Source organism: Parabacteroides sp. AF14-59 (assembly GCF_003479515.1).
Taxonomy (GTDB): Bacteria; Bacteroidota; Bacteroidia; order Bacteroidales; family Tannerellaceae; genus Parabacteroides; species Parabacteroides faecis.
The window spans coordinates 37838-56383 of the sequence record NZ_QUHH01000024.1; the positions used below are offsets into that span (position 1 = coordinate 37838).

12 protein-coding genes are annotated in these 18546 nt (G+C 41.3%); 10 read left to right on the top strand and 2 right to left on the bottom strand.

The window, feature by feature from the left end; translation table 11 throughout:
- Window positions 1–19 precede the first annotated feature (19 nt).
- The 8 genes from DWW23_RS20705 (at window position 20) to DWW23_RS20740 (ending at window position 10595) form a co-directional block, all read left to right on the top strand.
- Window positions 20–1486, top strand: coding sequence for a RagB/SusD family nutrient uptake outer membrane protein (locus DWW23_RS20705; protein ID WP_122355748.1), 1467 nt, complete (start codon window positions 20–22; stop codon window positions 1484–1486).
- Between the two features lie 24 nt (window positions 1487–1510).
- Window positions 1511–3619, top strand: a complete 2109-nt coding sequence (locus tag DWW23_RS20710; protein WP_122355750.1) for a nucleoside hydrolase — start codon at window positions 1511–1513, stop codon at window positions 3617–3619.
- A 169-nt stretch (window positions 3620–3788) separates the two neighbouring features.
- Complete coding sequence (locus DWW23_RS20715) at window positions 3789–4799, top strand: hypothetical protein (protein WP_122355837.1); 1011 nt, start codon at window positions 3789–3791, stop codon at window positions 4797–4799.
- A gap of 81 nt (window positions 4800–4880) precedes the next feature.
- Window positions 4881–5555, top strand: coding sequence for an SGNH/GDSL hydrolase family protein (locus tag DWW23_RS20720; protein ID WP_122355752.1), 675 nt, complete (start codon window positions 4881–4883; stop codon window positions 5553–5555).
- Between the two features lie 136 nt (window positions 5556–5691).
- Window positions 5692–6240, top strand: coding sequence for a 3'-5' exonuclease (locus DWW23_RS20725; protein WP_122355839.1), 549 nt, complete (start codon window positions 5692–5694; stop codon window positions 6238–6240).
- Window positions 6241–6354: 114 nt separating this feature from the next.
- Entirely contained in the window at window positions 6355–7371 is a 1017-nt protein-coding gene (locus DWW23_RS20730; RefSeq protein WP_122355754.1) for a sensor histidine kinase, read from the top strand.
- 1 nt (window position 7372) lies between these two features.
- Window positions 7373–8086, top strand: coding sequence for a LytTR family DNA-binding domain-containing protein (locus DWW23_RS20735; RefSeq protein WP_122355756.1), 714 nt, complete (start codon window positions 7373–7375; stop codon window positions 8084–8086).
- A gap of 112 nt (window positions 8087–8198) precedes the next feature.
- Entirely contained in the window at window positions 8199–10595 is a 2397-nt protein-coding gene (locus DWW23_RS20740) for a TonB-dependent receptor domain-containing protein (protein ID WP_122355758.1), read from the top strand.
- A gap of 15 nt (window positions 10596–10610) precedes the next feature.
- Here the strand turns inward: DWW23_RS20740 and DWW23_RS20745 are convergent, their stop codons facing one another.
- Window positions 10611–11801, bottom strand: a complete 1191-nt coding sequence (locus tag DWW23_RS20745; RefSeq protein ID WP_122355760.1) for a dicarboxylate/amino acid:cation symporter — start codon at window positions 11799–11801, stop codon at window positions 10611–10613.
- Complete coding sequence (gene nhaC / locus DWW23_RS20750; RefSeq protein WP_122355762.1) at window positions 11770–13236, bottom strand: Na+/H+ antiporter NhaC; 1467 nt, start codon at window positions 13234–13236, stop codon at window positions 11770–11772. The genes DWW23_RS20745 and nhaC overlap by 32 nt, the downstream gene beginning before the upstream one ends.
- A gap of 830 nt (window positions 13237–14066) precedes the next feature.
- On the opposite strand from nhaC, the gene DWW23_RS20755 reads away from it, so the two are divergent.
- Window positions 14067–15032, top strand: coding sequence for a FecR family protein (locus DWW23_RS20755; protein WP_233564410.1), 966 nt, complete (start codon window positions 14067–14069; stop codon window positions 15030–15032).
- 117 nt (window positions 15033–15149) lie between these two features.
- Window positions 15150–18545, top strand: a complete 3396-nt coding sequence (locus DWW23_RS20760; RefSeq protein WP_122355766.1) for a TonB-dependent receptor — start codon at window positions 15150–15152, stop codon at window positions 18543–18545.
- Window position 18546 lies beyond the last annotated feature (1 nt).

Genomic DNA, 18546 nt, shown 5'->3' on the forward strand with positions numbered 1-18546 from the left:
TCGTAAAACTCGATAAGTTATGAATAAGTATAGTCATTTATTTATATGCCTGTTTGTTCTGTTGTTTGGCTCGTCTTGTGGCGACCTTTTGAACCAGAAGCCGGTGAGCTCTATTACAAACGAGTCTTTTTGGACGAATGAAAGTGATGCAACAGGGGTCTTGACGGGAGCGTATATACAGCTAAGGTCGATGACCTGCGACCAGTTGTTTACCCTGGGGGAATCCAGAAGCGAAGTCGTCACGAAGGCTGTAACCGGCGATATCTACGAGCGATATTACAAAAATACATTGAGTCAGGAGTTGCCGGGCCCCGATTGGTCTACGCTCTATAGCACTGTCAATACGGCGAATTTGCTGATTAAGTACATCCCGCGTATCGATGCTACTGAAATGTCAAGGAATAACTTGTTGGCAGAAGCTTATACGCTGCGTGCTTATCTCTATTTCGTGCTGGTAAGAACGTGGGGCGGGGTGCCGCTTCGAGTGGAACCGACCGAAGGATACAACCCTGAAACCGTACAAAAAGGACGGGCTACGGAAGAAGAAGTGTTCCGCTTGATAAAAGAGGACTTGGATAATGCGATCGCTTTGTATCACGACAATACCTTCTGGGCTTCCAGAAACCGCTTCTCCAAACCGTGCGCCAATGCGTTGAAGGCCGACGTTTATTTGTGGACTGCCAAACGATGCGGCGGAGGGAATGCCGATCTGGAGACTGCTTTGGCGGCTTGCAACGAGGTACAACAGGCGGATGTGATGTTGCTTTCTAATTTCGGCGACTTGTTTGAATATAATAATAAGTGCAATGATGAAGTTATCATGTCAGTGGCAAATGATATTTATGATGGGGGCGACAACTACTTTAAGGACAACTATTCCGGTATAGACGGTAGCTCGACAGATCCGGTAGACGGGGAGGTGATTGGCACCGGAACGAACGGTATGGCTTGGACGGTAAGCGATTTGGTGAAAAATCAATTTATGGAAGATGACTCTAGAAAAGCTCCTTCTTTTACCGATGGCTTGAGAGGGGGGGAGAACGGAGAGATCGAGTATCCGGCTTTAATCCGTAAGGGACGCGGTATCGTACAAAATGGACATAGGTATTTCAGAAACGATTTCGTTTTATATCGTTTGGCAGACGTACTGCTCATGAAGGCGGAAGCCAAGAATGCACTGGGACAGGACCCGTCTGAGGAAATGAACCTGATCAGAAAAAGAGCATATGGTGATAATTTTGAAAAACACATCTTTGTGAGCCGATCTAAAGAATTGAATGACGAAGAGATTCTGAAAGAAAGGTTGCTTGAATTGGTTTTTGAAGGAAAAAGATGGTGGGACCTCGTACGATTCGGAAAAGCTTTTGATATAGTACCTTCATTAAATAATAAAAAAGGACAGGATCATATGCTGTTATGGCCCCTTAGCCTGAACGTATTGACGCGTGAACCGCAAGTCGGACAAACTCCTGGCTGGGGTGACTGATTCTCATAAAAATAGAATATAGGGATGAGATATTTACTTGTTAGTGTAATAATAAGTATTGGTATTGGTCTGTTTGGTTGTAAACAAGAACAGAATGCTGGGGAAAATACATCACTTCCCCAGCATGTTCAAGTACGAAACGTGATTATTGATGCCGATACGGATAATGAACTGGATGACTTGCTTGCAATTGCTGCTGCTTTGAAGTCGCCTAAGCTGGAAGTCATCGGAATGACTGCTGTGCAATGGGATGGAAGGAATAATACGGTGCGGGAAGGACATGATCCTTGGTGGAATGACAATTCTGCCTATACCAGTTGGCTGATGAACGCTGTATTGGTGCAATTATTAGACCGGACAGACCTCCCGTTGCCAATGGGAAATGAGAGGAAGATCGTTTATAAAAAAGGTGGTTCTGAAAACAAACCGCGGGAAAGTGAGGCTGTGGATTTCATTATCCGCAAAGCACTCGATCTGCCTCAGGGAGAAAAATTAACGATCATCAGTACCGGTGCTCTTACGAATGTGGCATCTGCTGTAATGGTGAAGCCTGAAATCGCGAAAAAGATTGTGCTTTACTGGCTTGGGCAAACGTATGATTATGAAAAGGATCTATGGATAGGCGAACATGAATTTAATGTGTCTAATGATTTGGATGCCTTTGATCTTCTTTGTGATGCAGAAGATTTGGAATTTCATATAATGCCTAATAACGTAAGCGGATTACTGCGCTTTCATAACGCTCATTCGATCAATAAGCTTGAAAAAGTGGAAGGTATAGGTACTTTTATAGCGGATCGGTGGAGAAAGAGAATCGGAGACAATATGACTTCTTCCTGGACTATGTGGGACGTAGCTCTTATTTATGCGATTACAAATCCGGAATGGGCGGAAGAAAAGAAGGTCGATACCCCTCCGGGCACTGTAAAAAGAAAGGTCGATATATATACGAATATCGATGCTGAAAAAATGGAGAATGAGTTTTGGAATGCTTTCGGTTGTAATGTACCTCAGGGACAGCCAGCACTGCCACAGATACGGAAAATAAAAGATGTGGTTATTTATGAAGATTCTAAATTTCATGCAACATTTCCTTCGGCGGTGAAGATAGGCCCCAATAATTATACGGTAGCATTCCGGCGTGCACCGGACAGAAGAATCTTCGGTGAACCAGGGAATGCGCATGTCGATCCTAACAGCTATTTAGTACAGGTTCATTCGAGTGATGGTGAAAACTGGACGAAAGACCCGGAGTTAATCTACGCCCATCCTTTTGGTGGTTCACAGGATCCTTGTTTACTGAAATTAAAGGACGGAACTTTGCTTTGTGCCAGTTACGGCTGGGCTTTTTCCTCTCAGGAGGGGATAGACAATTTAGGAAAACCGGTTTTGCATGAGAGTTGGCATGGAGGCGAAATAGCATTTTTAGGAGGATATATCTTGCGCTCTTTTGATAAGGGGAAAACATGGGAAGATCCGATTATTCCTCCGACGCTGGATTCGGAAATTTATATCAGTGCAACGGGAGAGCCTCTGCCAACTTATAACAGAGGGGCTATGTGCGAAGGTAAAAACGGTAAGATTTATTGGATTGTGGCAGGTCATGATCCTGCCCCGTCAGGAAAAACCAGTAATCATTTGCTTGTATCTGAGGACAAAGGCGAAACCTGGCAGTATTCCGGACTGGTTGCTACCGATGATAGTGTTGCATTCAATGAAGCTTCCGTCTATGAAACACCGAAGGGAGATATAGTCGGTTTTCTGCGGACTACTTTGTATGATCATGCATGTATTGCCAGGTCGACCGATGGAGGGAAGACTTTTAAATGGAAATCAATGCATTTCCAGGGGCATCCTTTGGCGGCTCTGAGGCTCCCTGACAATCGTGTGTTGCTGACGTATGGCTATCGTCACAAGCCTTTTGGCATCCGGGCAAGAATTTTGAATGCAGAATGTACGGATTATGCCATTTCCGAAGAATTTATACTTCGTGATGATGGTTGTGGACCGGATTTAGGTTATCCTTGGCCGATTATGTTGGAAGATAATAGAGTTCTTGTGGTTTATTATTATAATAAAAATGGCCATCGTAATATTGAAGGAACCATTTTGGAAATAGACTGTAAAAAATAGAGAAATATATACCTTTAAATTCTGAGATCATGTAAAAGAACGCAGACAGAACAGATGACGCAGATAAACGCAAATTTATTTTATTAAATAACTTTGCCGTAATCTGCGCTCTGTCTGCCTTAATATCAATTACCTTTCGGCAGTGAGTGGATAAAAAATGAAATACGAGATGAAAGATAAATTTAAAATAATTTTGTTGGTCATCTTTTTGACCGGTTGTAAGACATACGAGAATCGGCAGGAAGACAGAAACATGGATGAGTTGTATCTGAATACCGCTCTCGGAAAGGAAATGATATTGGATGTCGACATGTGTACGGATGTGGATGATGTCTGTGCGGTAAGGATTGCAACGGCTCTTGATGATGATGGCACTATTGACTTAAAAGGTATTGCATATTCAATAGTCGGAAAGAATAATCTGGAAGCATTGAGAGGTTTCCTGTTATATGAAAATAAACCGGATGTATTGATTGGAAAAAGTATGGCAAACAATCCGGATGAATCCCCTTATTGGGATCTGATGGCAGCGTATAACGATGGTAAGGTAAATGCGTATGAAGCTGTAAAAATGTATAGAAAGATATTGTCTGAAAGTAATACGCCTGTGGATATTGTCACTACCGGATATACGACAAATATAGAAGCCCTGCTGAAAAGCCAACCGGATGAATATTCTGATTTGCCGGGGCTTGAGTTAGTAAAACAAAAATGCGGACAGTTGTATATCGTCGGTGGAACTTATCCGGAAGGGCGTTGTAACAACTTCTTCTTTACTAAAGAAGCCAGATTAGCTATTGATTATGTAAGTAAGACCTGGCCTTATCCGATACTCTTTTTTACAAATGAAGTGGGGGGAATACTCAGATGCGGTGGTCAATTACAAGCTGTGGATATAGATAACAGTGATATTGTAACTCGTTCGTTGGTAGCGTTCGGAACCCAAAACGGTCGTCATGCTTGGGACCCTTTTGGTGTATGGTGCGCCGGATATGCTTGTGGTAAAATCAATCGGTTAGGTTTTAAACGTGTAAATATAGCTATAGATACTGAAACGGGACGTAATACATTTACAGATGCCGCCGATGGAAAACATTTTGTGATATATCGGTTATGCGATGATGACAATTATTATAATACCATGATGGATCATTTACTAATAAGAAAAGCCAAACTTTAATTGTTACCGAAATCGTTTAATACTCTTTAAAACACATCAATGATTGAATTTTGTAATAACGTGACTTAATAAAATAGTAGTATGAAAAACGTAAAAAAATGGTTGGTACTAAGTATTTGTGTATTGGCCACAACTTCTTTATTTGGCCAACAGGCAGTAGACTGGGCCAATTTCGAACGGTATGCAGAACAGAACAAGACTGTAAAAACACCTTCGAAGGTAGTATTTATAGGAAATTCAATTACCGAAGGTTGGTGGTATGCCGATTCGCTGTTCTTTAAGAAGAATGAGTTTATAGCCAGAGGAATCAGCGGACAGGTCACATCTCAAATGTTGGTTCGCTTCCGTAAAGATGTGATCGACCTTAAACCTAAAGCGGTAGTAATCCTTGCCGGAGCTAACGACATTGCGGAAAATAACGGTTATATCTCTTTGGAGAATATCAAGGGAAATATTGTTTCTATGATTGAATTGGCAAAACTTCATAAGATAGATGTGATTCTTTGTTCTGTTTTGCCTGCTTATGACTTTAGTTGGCATAAGGGATTGGAGCCGGCGGAAAAAATTATCGAGCTGAATAAAATGCTTAAAGCGTATGCAAACCGTAATAGAATTACCTATGTAGATTATCACTCTAAAATGGCAGACGAACGGAACGGATTACCTGAAAAGTATTCCGGAGATGGGGTACATCCTAATGCGGAAGGATATAAGGTCATGGAAAATATACTTTTGCCAGTGTTAAAACGGTACTAATGTTGTTCTCTAAAAAAGCATTTTTTTAGAATTTATCCATAACTGCTAAAATGAAGGTGGAGGATGTGACTATTTGGGCACATCCTCTTTATTTTCTTTTGGAAACCTTATATTTGCATTTATTTTAATATTTTATATGGAACGCTTTGCCGCAATAGATTTTGAGACCGCCAATGGGAAACGCTGTAGTGTATGTAGTGTCGGGGTTGTCATTGTAGAAGACAATCAGGTTATCGACCAGGCATATAGTTTGATCCGTCCGTATCCCAATTATTATACCCAGTGGACCACTGCTGTTCATGGCCTGACACCGGAAGATACAAACGAGGCTCCTGACTTTGAAGAAGTCTGGGCGAAGATAGCACCGAAGATTGCGGATCTGCCTCTGGTCGCTCATAACAGTCCTTTCGATGAAGGATGCCTGAAAGCCGCCCATATGGCCTATGAACTGGCTTATCCCAAATACCAGTTCTATTGTACCTGCCGGCTATCCCGAAAGATGTACCCTTTTCTGGTCAACCACCAGCTGCATACCGTAGCAGCCTATTGCGGTTATGACCTGACGAATCATCATCATGCGATGGCAGATGCTTATGCCTGTGCACATATCGCTGTAGCAATGATGCGTGAGAAAGGTGCCAATAATTTGCAAGAACTATTATTGTCCTGTTCTAAAAGAAGTTGACAAAGGAATATTTGCTGTTTAGAAGGAAAAAGCTTACATTCATCAAATAAATTTTATTCTATCTCAATTTGAAGGTAGTTTTGAGAGCTTTTGATATTCTAACGTAAATAAAATATGATGTATTGTTTACAGAAATGGATTTCACCTGTAATATTAGCTGTTATATGCCAACAGGCAATACGGTTGGTAACCGATATTTCTATAGATAATACTTTTTGGGTTACACCTTCACAACATCTGAGAGAACTAATAATTAGTCCTCCTTTTTTTTATTTAATTGACAGGGGATTGTATCTGCTCTTTGTAAAAAGAAGTACAAATAAAAAAGGGTGGAAAGATATTGTAAAAGAATATGGGTTGGCTGCTATTTACTTTTCTATATGCATTATTATTACTGTTTTTATTATACATATTTTATTGAGTCTGCCGGATTACTTTAGAGATTATGTAATTGCAGTAATGGTCTGTGTACCGATTTTGTTGTTTTATTTTACATTGATACGGAATGAGTATAATAGAAGAAAGGTTGACGAGCAGAACTTTGAATTGGAAAGGGTAAAAGCTGCTCAGCTTGAAACAGAGATGAAGTTCCTGAAAGCCCAGTATCATCCGCATTTTTTGTTTAACGCATTGAATACAATTTATTTTCTGGTAGATGAAACTAATATTGCTGCTAAAGAAGGTATCGAGCTTCTTTCGGGTTTGTTGAGATATCGGCTTTATGATGTGGAAGAGCAGGTTCCGTTAGAGGATGAACTTCAATTTCTTAATACATATATCGCTTTTCAGAAACTTCGGATTGAAGAAGGTGTGAAAGTGGATTTCTCAACAGAGATAGCCGATAACCAAAGGAAAATCCATCCGTTACTCTTTCATCCGTTACTCGAAAACGCCTTCAAATATGTAAATGGAAATTTTTATATCGGCATTCGGGTAAGTCAACAAGGTAATATGGTTATTTTCAAAATAACCAATACAATCATAAGGTATCCTGAATCTGAACAAAAGGCAGGGATAGGACTTACTAATCTTAAACAAAGATTATCAATACTTTATCCAGGAAGACATGATTTGTCAATCAACAAAGAACAGGATTTGTTCACAGCAACATTAACTATAGAGATGGAATAAGATGAAGATAAAATGTGTAATAACAGACGATGAGCCTTTGGCTCGTAAGGGGTTGCGGGAATATATCGAGAAAGTAGATATTCTGGAATTAGCAGGAGAATGTAAGAATGCGATCGAATTGAATAATCTATTACAAACGACGAAGGTCGATTTATTATTCCTTGATATTGAGATGCCGTATTTATCGGGTCTCGATTTTTTAGCCAATATGGAAAATCCGCCTCTCACTGTAATTACCTCTGCTTATGAAAAGTACGCTTTGAAAAGCTATGAATTCCACGTGTCTGACTATTTGTTAAAACCGATTTTATTTGCGCGGTTCATGAAAGCCATAAATAACATACAAGTTATTATGGAAAAGGCTGGAAAAGAAATCGACTCACGTGCATATGTTTTTGTCCGGAGCAATAAGCAGCTAAAGAAAATCATATTCGAGCAGATATTGTTTATAGAGAGTATGGAAAACTATGTCATTATAAATACACAGTCATCGAAAGATATAGTCAGTATCCCTTTAAAACAATTTGGGGTCATATTACCGCAAAGTTCATTCATGCAGGTACATCGTTCCTATATCGTTAATATCAATAAAATAGACGCTGTAACAGGTAATCAACTAAAAATAGGAGATAAGATACTTCCCATCGGGCGTAGCCAGCGTGAAGATGTGAAGCGCATATTAGGCAGTTATATCATTTCCCCCAAAAAGGAGTAAAAGGAGAAAAAGTGTAGTATATCCATCGATATATGTCGTTCGTCAATATTTTTTGTTTTAGGCGGTTTACCGGAATAATTTTGACCGTAAGTAACTTAAAATAAGATATATTATGGTCAACAGATTCTTCTTTTCCGTTCTTCTGTTCATTTGCTTTTTCTCCCTGAACACTTACGCACAAAGTATCAGGATTTCGGGACGCATTATCGATGATAGTGGTCTGGCTATACCCAATTGTACCGTGATGCTTTACCATGAACAGGATAGTACTTTGGTCAGTGGAGTGATTTCTGATACAAATGGATTGTTTATGGTTCATGCGAATTCAAAAAGCTCTTATCTGATCGAAATTTACATGCTGGGGTTTGAAAAAAATATCTCTTTTCTGGAAGTCAAAACCGAAAGTATAGATATGGGAGATATTCGGTTAAAAGAATCTGCAGTCAGTCTGTCGGAGATAACAGTTACAGCCGCTAAAAACGAAATTGTGTTTTCTCCCGGGAAAACAATTATCAACCTGTCTTCTCCTCTTACCCAGGCAGGAAGCAATGTGTTGGATGTATTAAAAACAATGCCGGGTGTCTTCGTTAGTGAAGACGGGACCGTATCACTGAACGGACAGAGCGGTTCGCAGATAATTGTCAATAACAAATCCACCTATTTGTCCGGAGATAATCTTATGAACTTGTTGCGTTCCATGCCGGCAACCTCCGTAAGTAAAATAGAACTGATCACCCATCCTTCGGCGCAGTATGATGCAGCGGGGAATGCGGGTATTATTAATCTGCAAATGGACAGGCATTTTTTCAGAGGAACCAGCCTTGCCGTCAATTCTCGTTATACGCAAGGTAAATATGCCAGCGGTGATGTCGGTTTTAATTACGCATACCGTGATGGAAAATTGTGCCTGTTTGCTGACTATTCTTATTACACGGGTAAAGGCTACAATGATTTAAATGTTATACGGGAAGACCTGCATTTGGTCACTCAGGAACCGTTGGGTAAATTTATGCACCAGCATACATACAGAAAATGGAAATATGACTCTCATTATTATCGTGTAGGATTTGATTATGATATCTCATCGAAAATCTATCTGGGAGTCTATTCCAACGGTTTTATTATGGACCGGAGGCAGGACGGGGATATCAGCTCCCGGATTGTCGAATCAGGTCATCCATTGCGGTCGGAACTGTTCACGAGTAACAGGAACAATAAATATCCCCGTTCGTATGCAGGAGGCATAAATATGTCGTACAAACCGGAGGAAGAAGTGGAATGGAATAACTATTTCGATTTTGTCTATCACAATCAGCCTGAAAATCAGTTTCAGTATGATGTTTTCAACGACTTTGTTTCAGGGCAACAAAAACAAGATACCTTGAAAGGTGATATGGGGGGGAAGATACGTATTTATGCGGGAGAAAGTAATATTAGTTTCCCGTTAGGTAAGAGCAAAGTACGTGCCGGAGTAAAAACATCCTTTGTTTCTGTCGATAATTTTACCCTTTATCACAATCGGTCTGATAATGAATGGAAAGAAGATGTTCAGCTGAGCCGACAGTTCTCTTATAATGAGAATATAAATGCTGTTTATTTACAGCTTGAAACCCGTTTTTCAGACAGGCTATCCACACAAATAGGATTCAGGGTTGAAAATACAAATGTAAAAGGAATCTCCCAGCATTACACGCATTTGTTTCCCTCGGTAACTTTAGAATATAAGCTTCCGAACGGGAATGCCTTGTCTGCCCTCTATTCCAGACGTATAAACCGTCCTAATTACAATGACATGAATCCTTTCGTCTATATATTCGACAATTATATGCACGAACAAGGAAATCCGGATTTGAAACCTTCGTTGTCCGATAATATAGAACTGTCTTTTGTCTGGAAAGACAAGATGAAAGCAAGTCTTTTCCTTTTACATGTGAAAGACCCTATCAGCAAAAGTTTCCATCTGGAAGAAAACGACCGGATATTGGTTTATCCCGATAATTTATCATCCAGCTACTCATACGGATTGCGTTTAAATTCCACAGTCTTCAGTCCGGTTACCTGGTGGAAAGTGAGTGCAAATCTCTCATTGAATTATAAAAGATATAAATGGTCCTTTTTTGATAAAGAAGAAAAAGCATCCCTGTTTTCTCCTTATGCAGGCTTAAACAACCAGTTTGAATTCTCCAAAAACTGGACAGCGGAAATAAATTTATCCTATCGGGGGAAAAATGCTGACGGACAATATTTTTTTAAGCCCATGTTTATAGCTAATGCCGGAATACGCCGGCAAATATTTAAGGGTAATGGAACCATCTCTTTAACTGTCGATGACATCTTCGAATCCAACCTGCTGAAAGGAGAAGTGAGAATGCCCGGACGGTTTTATAATAGTCGTGAAAGGGAATTGGGAAGACTTTTTCGCTTTTCTTTCTCGTATCGGCTCCGACAGGGAAAAGAAGCCAAAGCCGCCAACCGGAAAAGATATGTAGATGAAAGTAATCGTATTTGAATGTTTCATCAAAATCTATTCGGTGATCTCGGGAGACGGCTGCTGCTTTCCTGCAATTTTATCTACCACAATGGCAATCGCCCCGTCACCTGTGACATTGCACGCCGTACCGAAGCTATCCATTGCAATATAAAGTGCGATCATCAAAGCCTGTAAGGTCTCGTTGAAGCCAAGCATACTCTGTAATAATCCCAGGGCTGCCATGATCGCCCCTCCCGGAACACCTGGAGCTGCTACCATCGTTATGCCCAGCATCATGATAAAGCCAGCCATTCCGGCAAAAGTGACCGGTTCTCCGGCCATGTACATGATTGCCATAGCGCAGGCTGTGATCTTCATGGTGCTACCTGATAAATGGATTGTTGCACAGAGGGGCACAGTGAAAATCGCAATGGTTTCCCGGACCCCGTTTTTTATGGTCTGTGCCAGTGTTACCGGTATGGTTGCCGCCGAGGACTGGGTGCCTAGCGCGGTTGCGTAAGCCGGCAACATATTCTTCAGGAGCCGGAACGGATTTCTGCCGCTGATACCTCCCGCGACAGAAAACTGGATGATTAAAAGCACTACATGGAGAACAAATATGACAATGATCACTTTCAGGAACATCGCTATAATACTCATTACCTGCCCGCTAACCGTCATATTCAGGAAGATACCGAAGATATGCAAAGGTAGAAGCGGTATGATCACAGCCTCGATCAGTATCGTTATGATCTTTTGAAAGTCATTGAATGCATCCCGTAGGGTATTGCCGCTGATATACGAAAGCCCGAGGCCGATCGTAAACGACAGGAGCAAGGCCGTCATTACATCCATCAGAGGAGGCATCGCCACAGTGAAATAAGGTGTCAGCATGAAATCTTCCGGATTATCCATTGCCGTCAGTTCTGCATTGGCAGGCAGGATATGGGGAAAGATGGCAGAGCTGCTGAAAAAAGTAAAGAATCCGGAAAAGATAGTAGAGCCGTAAGCGATCAGGGCCGTAATAGCCAGCAGTTTTCCGGCCCCTTTACCCAGGTCTCCGATGGCAGGTGTTACAAGTCCCAGGATGATAAGGGGGATTGAGAACGAAAGGAAGTTCCCGAACAACGAGTTGAAGGTTACAAAGATACGTGCGATGCCATTCGGTAAAAACTGGCCGAATAAAACACCGGCAGCGATGGCAATAATGACTCTAGTCAGTAGCGATACTTTCAGCTTTTTCATTTATCCTTTTTATTTTGTACCCGATGGCGGCAACCGTTATGCTCATCAACGGGCTGATTAGATTAAAGAAACAATAAGGTAAATAGGTCAGTGTAGCGACACCTAGAATGGTCGCCTGTGTCATACCGCAGGTATTCCATGGAATAAGTACCGATGTGACGGTCACAGAATCTTCCGTCGTACGGCTCAGCAGACGGCTCTCATATCCTTTTTTCTGGTAGATATCTTTGAACATATTACCTGTCAGGATGATGGAAATATATTGGTCGGCAGTACAGATATTCAGGAACAGACCGGATGCAACCGTTGAAGCGACCAGTCCTACCGTCCGTTTCATAAAACGGATAAATACGGAAGTGATGCTTCCCAGCATTCCACTGGCAGTCATAGCCCCACCGAAACACATGGCGCAAATGATCAGCCAGATCGTGTTCATCATACCGCTCATGCCCCGGGTGGAAACCAATTCGTTCAAATCCGGATTCCCCGTTTGGATCTGTGTGCTACCATAGAAGGTCATGATTAGTCCCTTGAACTGTGATTGCATATTTTCTATCGGCAAACCGGATATTTCCTGTAGCAGATGGGGCTGGAAGATCAGAGCGAATATACCGGCCAGAGCAGTGGAAATAAAAAGAGTGATGATAGACGGTATGCGTTTGGCTATAAGGATACCTGTTATGATCGGGACGATTAACAGCCATAAAGAAATATCGAATGTCTCTTTTAAAGAGGCAGAATACATGGCAATCTGGTCGGAAGCGGTTGCTTCGTGTGTCAGTCCGGCTACGGTAAAGATCACTAATGTGATCACTATGGACGGGACTGTGGTGATCATCATGTATTTGATGTGCTTGAACAGCGGCGTGTCCGTTACGGATGAGGCAAGGATGGTCGTATCTGAAAGCGGGGATATTTTATCTCCGAAATAAGCGCCGGAAACAATAGCCCCGGCAATCCAGCCATCGTCAAATCCTTGTGCTTGCCCGATGCCCAGGAGGGCGATGCCGATGGTTGCTATGGTGGTCCAGGAGCTTCCGGTCATAACGGAAACGATGGCACAGATAACACAGGTGGATGTCAGAAAGAAACTGGGATGAATGATCTGCATCCCGTAATAGATCAGTGTCGGGACGACTCCGCTTATCATCCAGCTACCGGATAAAGCCCCGATGATCAATAAAATGATCAAAGCCGTAGCCACTCCGGATATATTATTGATCATTGCCAGTTCGATCGCTTTCCAGCGCACTTTGCTGTATCCCATAGCGATCAGACAACAAACAGCCGTGGCCGTAAGCAGTACTACCTGACTTCCTCCGCTCAGGGCATCGCTGCCGAATATCCGGATTGTGACAAACAAAAGGGCTACCAATACAAGTATGGGAACCAGTGAAAGTAAAGGTGAGGGTATCTTTATGGGATTATGATCCATTATTATATATATGCTTTGAATTATTTGCCTGCAAAAATACGGAAAAATAATCTATATATCGACATACAGGATTTCAATATCCCGATGATAAGTAGTTCAAATAAATAAAATTGACAAAATGTTATTTTATCTTGTTGGAGATTTTGTTGTATGTATTCCGGTATATGTCCGTGCGGATTTATGCGACTGTGGAATAGTTGTGTGTTGTCATGTTGGACTCGTTGGAGTGGAAAATGAAGCAAACTGGTGTACTAGGCGATAATATCGAACGGTTTGTTTGAAATAGATGGGATTTGCTATTTATATGCTAATCTGTTTGTGATTCGTTTTTGAATCTTTTAGCGAAATAAAAATGTTTTATAGCATGTGTTTTTAACGCAAAAGTCCGCTCTCCTGTTTGAATGGCAACTGAATTTAACATATATTTCATTTAAAACGAACCCTCTTCTTGTTTAAAATGAGAAAAAACTCGTTTTAAACGAACTTCAAAAAATACAATGTAAATCTGTGAAAAGCCTTAAAGCGGGGAAAATGTTAAATAATGTAGTTTTATTCCGGCCGGATGATGAACGTTTGTAAATAGTGGTGTCGCTTGTAAAGGGTATATTGTATCATAATGACCGCTTGTTGCCTGAATAGTAATCTTTTTGATTTTTTACTCAAGGCTGCGCTGTGTCAGGACTTCTGAATTAAATAATCATTTTATTATGAAAATATGAAAGTCCATATACCCTCCTTCTCCTTTTCTGCGCCTTTAATTATGATGAGGGATATTTCCCACTCATAAATTAAAGTAAATGGTGCAAATAGATAATTACATACAATCATTTTTGAATGGGTCTCTGGATGCTGAGAGCCATGCTGTTTTACGGCAGTGGATCAAAGAAAAACCGGAGAACAGGGAATATTTCCAAAATACGGTAGCTATATGGAAAGCGACCGGAGTAATGTCGAATGCCGATGGTTTCGATGTTACAAGTGCCATCGGTAAGTTTAAGGAAGAAACCCAACCGGCAAACCGGATAGATTTTTATCGCCGTGCATTGAAATTTTCGGCTGCCGCTATCATTCTTTTATTGTGTGGAGTTTCTTCATTATTCTTTTTGTGGCAATCGGAGCGATCGGCATCGGAGATGGTTGAAGAATACAAAGAATATGTGGTTGAGGTTCCGGACGGGGCAAAATCAAAGATTACATTTCCGGACGGTTCTGTTGTCTGGCTGAATGCCGGGAGCAAGGTGACGTATGATTCGAACTTTGCCAGGGAATCGAGAAATGTCGGATTGACGGGGGAGGGCTATTTCGAAGTAAGCAAAAATAAAGAATTACCATTTGTGGTGAATACCGGGAAATTAACAGTGAAGGTTCTCGGTACTAAATTCAATCTAAAATCCTATGAAGAAGACTCAGAGGTGAAAGTAACCCTCAAGGAGGGAGCGGTGAAGGTCGGAGATTTTCTGACCGATGCCGCCCCGGTCGTACTGAAACCAAACCAGCGATTCACCTTCAAGAAAATGACTCAGACCATACAGGTCGATTCGGTGGATGCCAGCCATATAGAGAATTGGCGTAACGGAGCGATGACCTTTGATAAGGTTCCGCTTGAAGAAATAGCAAAAGAATTGAGACGCCTATACAATATACCGATCCGGATAGAGAGCGATAAACTAAAACATATCGTCTATTATTCAGATTTTCAGGAGAATGTGTCGATAGAAAAAGTACTGGAAATATTGTCTTCCGGCAATAAATTCAGGTATGAGGTGAAACCGGAATTTGTTCGAATTTTCAATTAACATAAGTCAAACCCAAAAGTAAATGTGAATGAGGAAAAAGTAGTAGTAACCGTGGGGTAAAAAATCAGGAACCCTTTTTTCAAGTAATTAAAAAGTTAAATCTTAAACAAGTGAAGTATGAAAAAAACATTTAGAAAATCTGTTCAGGACTTATTGGCTACAAGAGCAGGACGTCTGGCAAATCTGGCCGGTGTATTTCTTGTTGCCGGAACGCTTACTCTTAGTGCGAGTACGTATGCAACTGAGCATATGCTTTCCTTAAATCTTAAAAATGCCACGATCCGTGAGGCTATTGAATCCATCAAGAGCCAAAGTGAATTTTCATTCAGTCTGGATGTTAAAGATCTCAATCTGGATGAAAAAGTATCTGTCTCCCTGGACAACAAGTCTATTAATGAAGTATTGGCCGTGCTGTTTAACGGACGGAATGTACATTATGAAATCAATGATCGTCATGTTGTTATTACTCGTGCCGGAGAAGTTGGGCCTGGAGCAGTGATGCAACAGACAAAGCAGATCACAGGCCGTGTTCTGGATGCAAATAATGAACCCGTTATCGGAGCAAATGTTGTAGTAGAAGGAACGACAATCGGTACGGTTACTAATGTGGATGGTAGCTTTACATTGGATGTGCCTGACAAAGCAACATTGAAAATCTCTTATATAGGTTATATCGAACAGAGTATTCCTGTTGGAAATAAATCTGTAGTTTCTGTTATTCTGAAAGAAGACTCGCAGGCGTTGGACGAAGTGGTTGTGGTTGGGTTCGGTACGCAGAAGAAATTGAATTTGACCGGTGCTGTAACGGCTGTTACCGGCGAAGAGATGACCAAACGTCCGGTTACTAATGCAGCAACCATGTTGCAGGGACAGGTCCCGGGTTTGCGTGTCAACCAGGGTTTAGGAGCCCCGGGTGCTGAGGCTACTACTTTTCGTGTTCGCGGTCAGGGAACTTTCTCTGATGCAGGTTCTGATCCGCTGGTTTTGGTAAATGGAGTTCCGGGTAGTATCTCTAACCTGGATCCGAGCATGATTGAAAGTGTTTCTGTATTGAAAGATGCTGCGTCTGCTGCTATTTATGGTGCTCGTGCCGCCAATGGGGTTATTCTTGTAACGACGAAACAAGGGGCGGCTGGTGATGGCAAGGCACACATTGCTTATCATGGAAATGTAGGTATCTACAACCCGACTCGTATGTACGATATGGTAACGAACTCTGCAGAATATATGGAATTGTTTAACCTGGCCAAAGCAAATTCCGGAGCTGGAGAACGCTATACCCAGGAGCAGATCGATGCTTATCGGAATGGTGGTGGTAGCGAACAATATCCTAATTTCGACTGGTTGGGTTATATGTTCAATACAGCCGTGGTTCAGAATCATAATCTGTCGATTGCCGGTAATGCCGGAAAGACAACATATAATGTTGCTTTGAACTTTGTAAATCAGCCTGGTACGTTGAAAGGCTTCGATTATCAGAAATACAATGCGACAATCGACTTGACTTCTCAGATTACTGATTTTATCAAGATCGGTACTTATTCCAATTTGATGTATGGTGATCGGGAAGAACCTCGTCAGGGACAGAGTGATGTTTTACTTTCAACAATGTCGCAGGCGCCTACTTATATGCCGTGGTTGCCGGATGATGGTTCCGGTGTTACCCGCTGGACCGGTTCCGCCTATTCTTTTGAATCTCACAATAAAAATATGCCGGCCATCATTGGTACCAACACTACTAAAAATTATCAGGATTTTGATGTGAATGCTCAATTGTGGTTGGAGGTAAATCTGGCTAAAGGGCTTACCTGGTATACAAAAGGGGCCGCTCGTTTGCAATCGAATAAGTGGAAAGAGTGGGGAGGATCCGATGTCCCGGTTTATGATTATCATACAGGCGAACAAACCGGTTATCTGGATAGAGGTTCTAATGGTTTGACTGTTGAAGATCAACGTCGTTTCTATACGAATCTGTATACTTATTTGAAGTATGATTATTCTACTCCGAATAAAAATCACAACTTCAGTATTATGGCCGGTTATAGCCAGGAATCGGAAAAGTATGAAACAGTAAGAGCGTTCAGAAAAGAATATGCATTTGACTTGCCGGTAATCGATGCCGGTTCTACTGCGAATTGGTCTAATGAAGGAAAACAGGAAGAGTGGGCCATCCAGTCTGTATTCGGCCGTTTGAACTACAATTTTAAAGAACGTTATCTGTTTGAAGCCAATATGCGTTATGACGGTACATCCCGTATCTCTTCGGAAAATCGCTGGGGTATTTTCCCTTCATTCTCTGCAGGTTGGCGTATTACGGAAGAGGATTTTATTAAGGATTTGAATCTGAATTGGCTGAATAATGCTAAAATCCGTGCTTCTTGGGGACAGTTAGGTAACCAGAATATTGGTTTATATCCATATCAGGCGATGATTGCCAGTGTAAGTAACTATCCGTTCGATAAGAAAACTGAAACCGTGGGTTATCAGCAGAAAGCGTATGCAAACCGCGACATCAAATGGGAAACTACTACTATTACCGACGTCGGTTTCGATTTGCAGGTATTCAATGGGTTGAATGTTACATTCGACTGGTATAAGAAAGTTACTTCTGATATTTTGCGTACCTCACAGGTTTCTGCATTGTTGGGTATGACTGCTCCGACTGTAAATAATGGAGAAGTTGAAAACAAAGGTTTTGAAATCGCTTTCAATTACAACAACATGATCACGGATGGAGTCTTTAAGGGCTTGCAATATAATGCAGGCGTTTATTTCGATCGCTCGAGAAACAAATTAACGCAGTTTGGTGCAGAGGAAATCGACGGATATAAATTGAGAAGAGAAGGCCTTCCGTATAATGAATATTATATGTTGGAATGTATCGGTGTCTTTGCAACGGAAGATGAAGTGAAAAATTCACCGAAACAATTTAATGATAATACATTACCGGGTGACCTGAAGTTTAAGGATCAGAATAATGATGGTGTAATTGATAATGATGACCGTATTCCTATTTCAGGACGTTTCCCGGGTTTTGAATATTCGGTAAATGCCGGTGCTAGCTGGAAAGGCTTCGATTTATCGTTACAGGGACAAGGTGTTTCAGGTAAGAAATGGTATACAAACGACTGGGGAATCTATCCGTTCCGTCAGGGCTCTGCTCCAACGCGTGAATATATAGAAGGTATGTGGACAGAAGAAAATCCATATAATGCCAAACATCCGCGTCTTTACTTCGATAATTTGGGAGGTAATAAGAATAACAGAGCGAATACTTATATGTTGCAGAATGCTTCTTATTTCCGTTTGAAGAATTTGACATTCGGCTATACTTTACCAAAAGCCGTTACGGATAAAGTGAAAATGTCACGGGTAAGAGTTTATTTCTCAGGAGATAATCTATTGACATTTACAAAATTCTACGGTCTGGATCCGGAACGTGAGGATGATGGACGTGCAGCTGTTTATCCGCAAAATAGAATTTGTTCTTTTGGTTTAAATGTTGAATTTTAAA

Excerpts from the sequence above, each read along its gene's own strand:
- DWW23_RS20705 (WP_122355748.1), top strand. The coding sequence starts at position 20 with ATGAATAAGTATAGTCATTTATTTATATGCCTGTTTGTTCTGTTGTTT.
- DWW23_RS20740 (WP_122355758.1), top strand. The coding sequence starts at position 8,199 with ATGGTCAACAGATTCTTCTTTTCCGTTCTTCTGTTCATTTGCTTTTTC.
- DWW23_RS20760 (WP_122355766.1), top strand. The coding sequence starts at position 15,150 with ATGAAAAAAACATTTAGAAAATCTGTTCAGGACTTATTGGCTACAAGA.
- DWW23_RS20735 (WP_122355756.1), top strand. The coding sequence starts at position 7,373 with ATGAAGATAAAATGTGTAATAACAGACGATGAGCCTTTGGCTCGTAAG.
- DWW23_RS20710 (WP_122355750.1), top strand. The coding sequence starts at position 1,511 with ATGAGATATTTACTTGTTAGTGTAATAATAAGTATTGGTATTGGTCTG.
- DWW23_RS20745 (WP_122355760.1), bottom strand. The coding sequence starts at position 11,801 with ATGAAAAAGCTGAAAGTATCGCTACTGACTAGAGTCATTATTGCCATC.
- DWW23_RS20725 (WP_122355839.1), top strand. The coding sequence starts at position 5,692 with ATGGAACGCTTTGCCGCAATAGATTTTGAGACCGCCAATGGGAAACGC.
- DWW23_RS20715 (WP_122355837.1), top strand. The coding sequence starts at position 3,789 with ATGAAAGATAAATTTAAAATAATTTTGTTGGTCATCTTTTTGACCGGT.
- nhaC (WP_122355762.1), bottom strand. The coding sequence starts at position 13,236 with ATGGATCATAATCCCATAAAGATACCCTCACCTTTACTTTCACTGGTT.
- DWW23_RS20730 (WP_122355754.1), top strand. The coding sequence starts at position 6,355 with ATGATGTATTGTTTACAGAAATGGATTTCACCTGTAATATTAGCTGTT.
- DWW23_RS20720 (WP_122355752.1), top strand. The coding sequence starts at position 4,881 with ATGAAAAACGTAAAAAAATGGTTGGTACTAAGTATTTGTGTATTGGCC.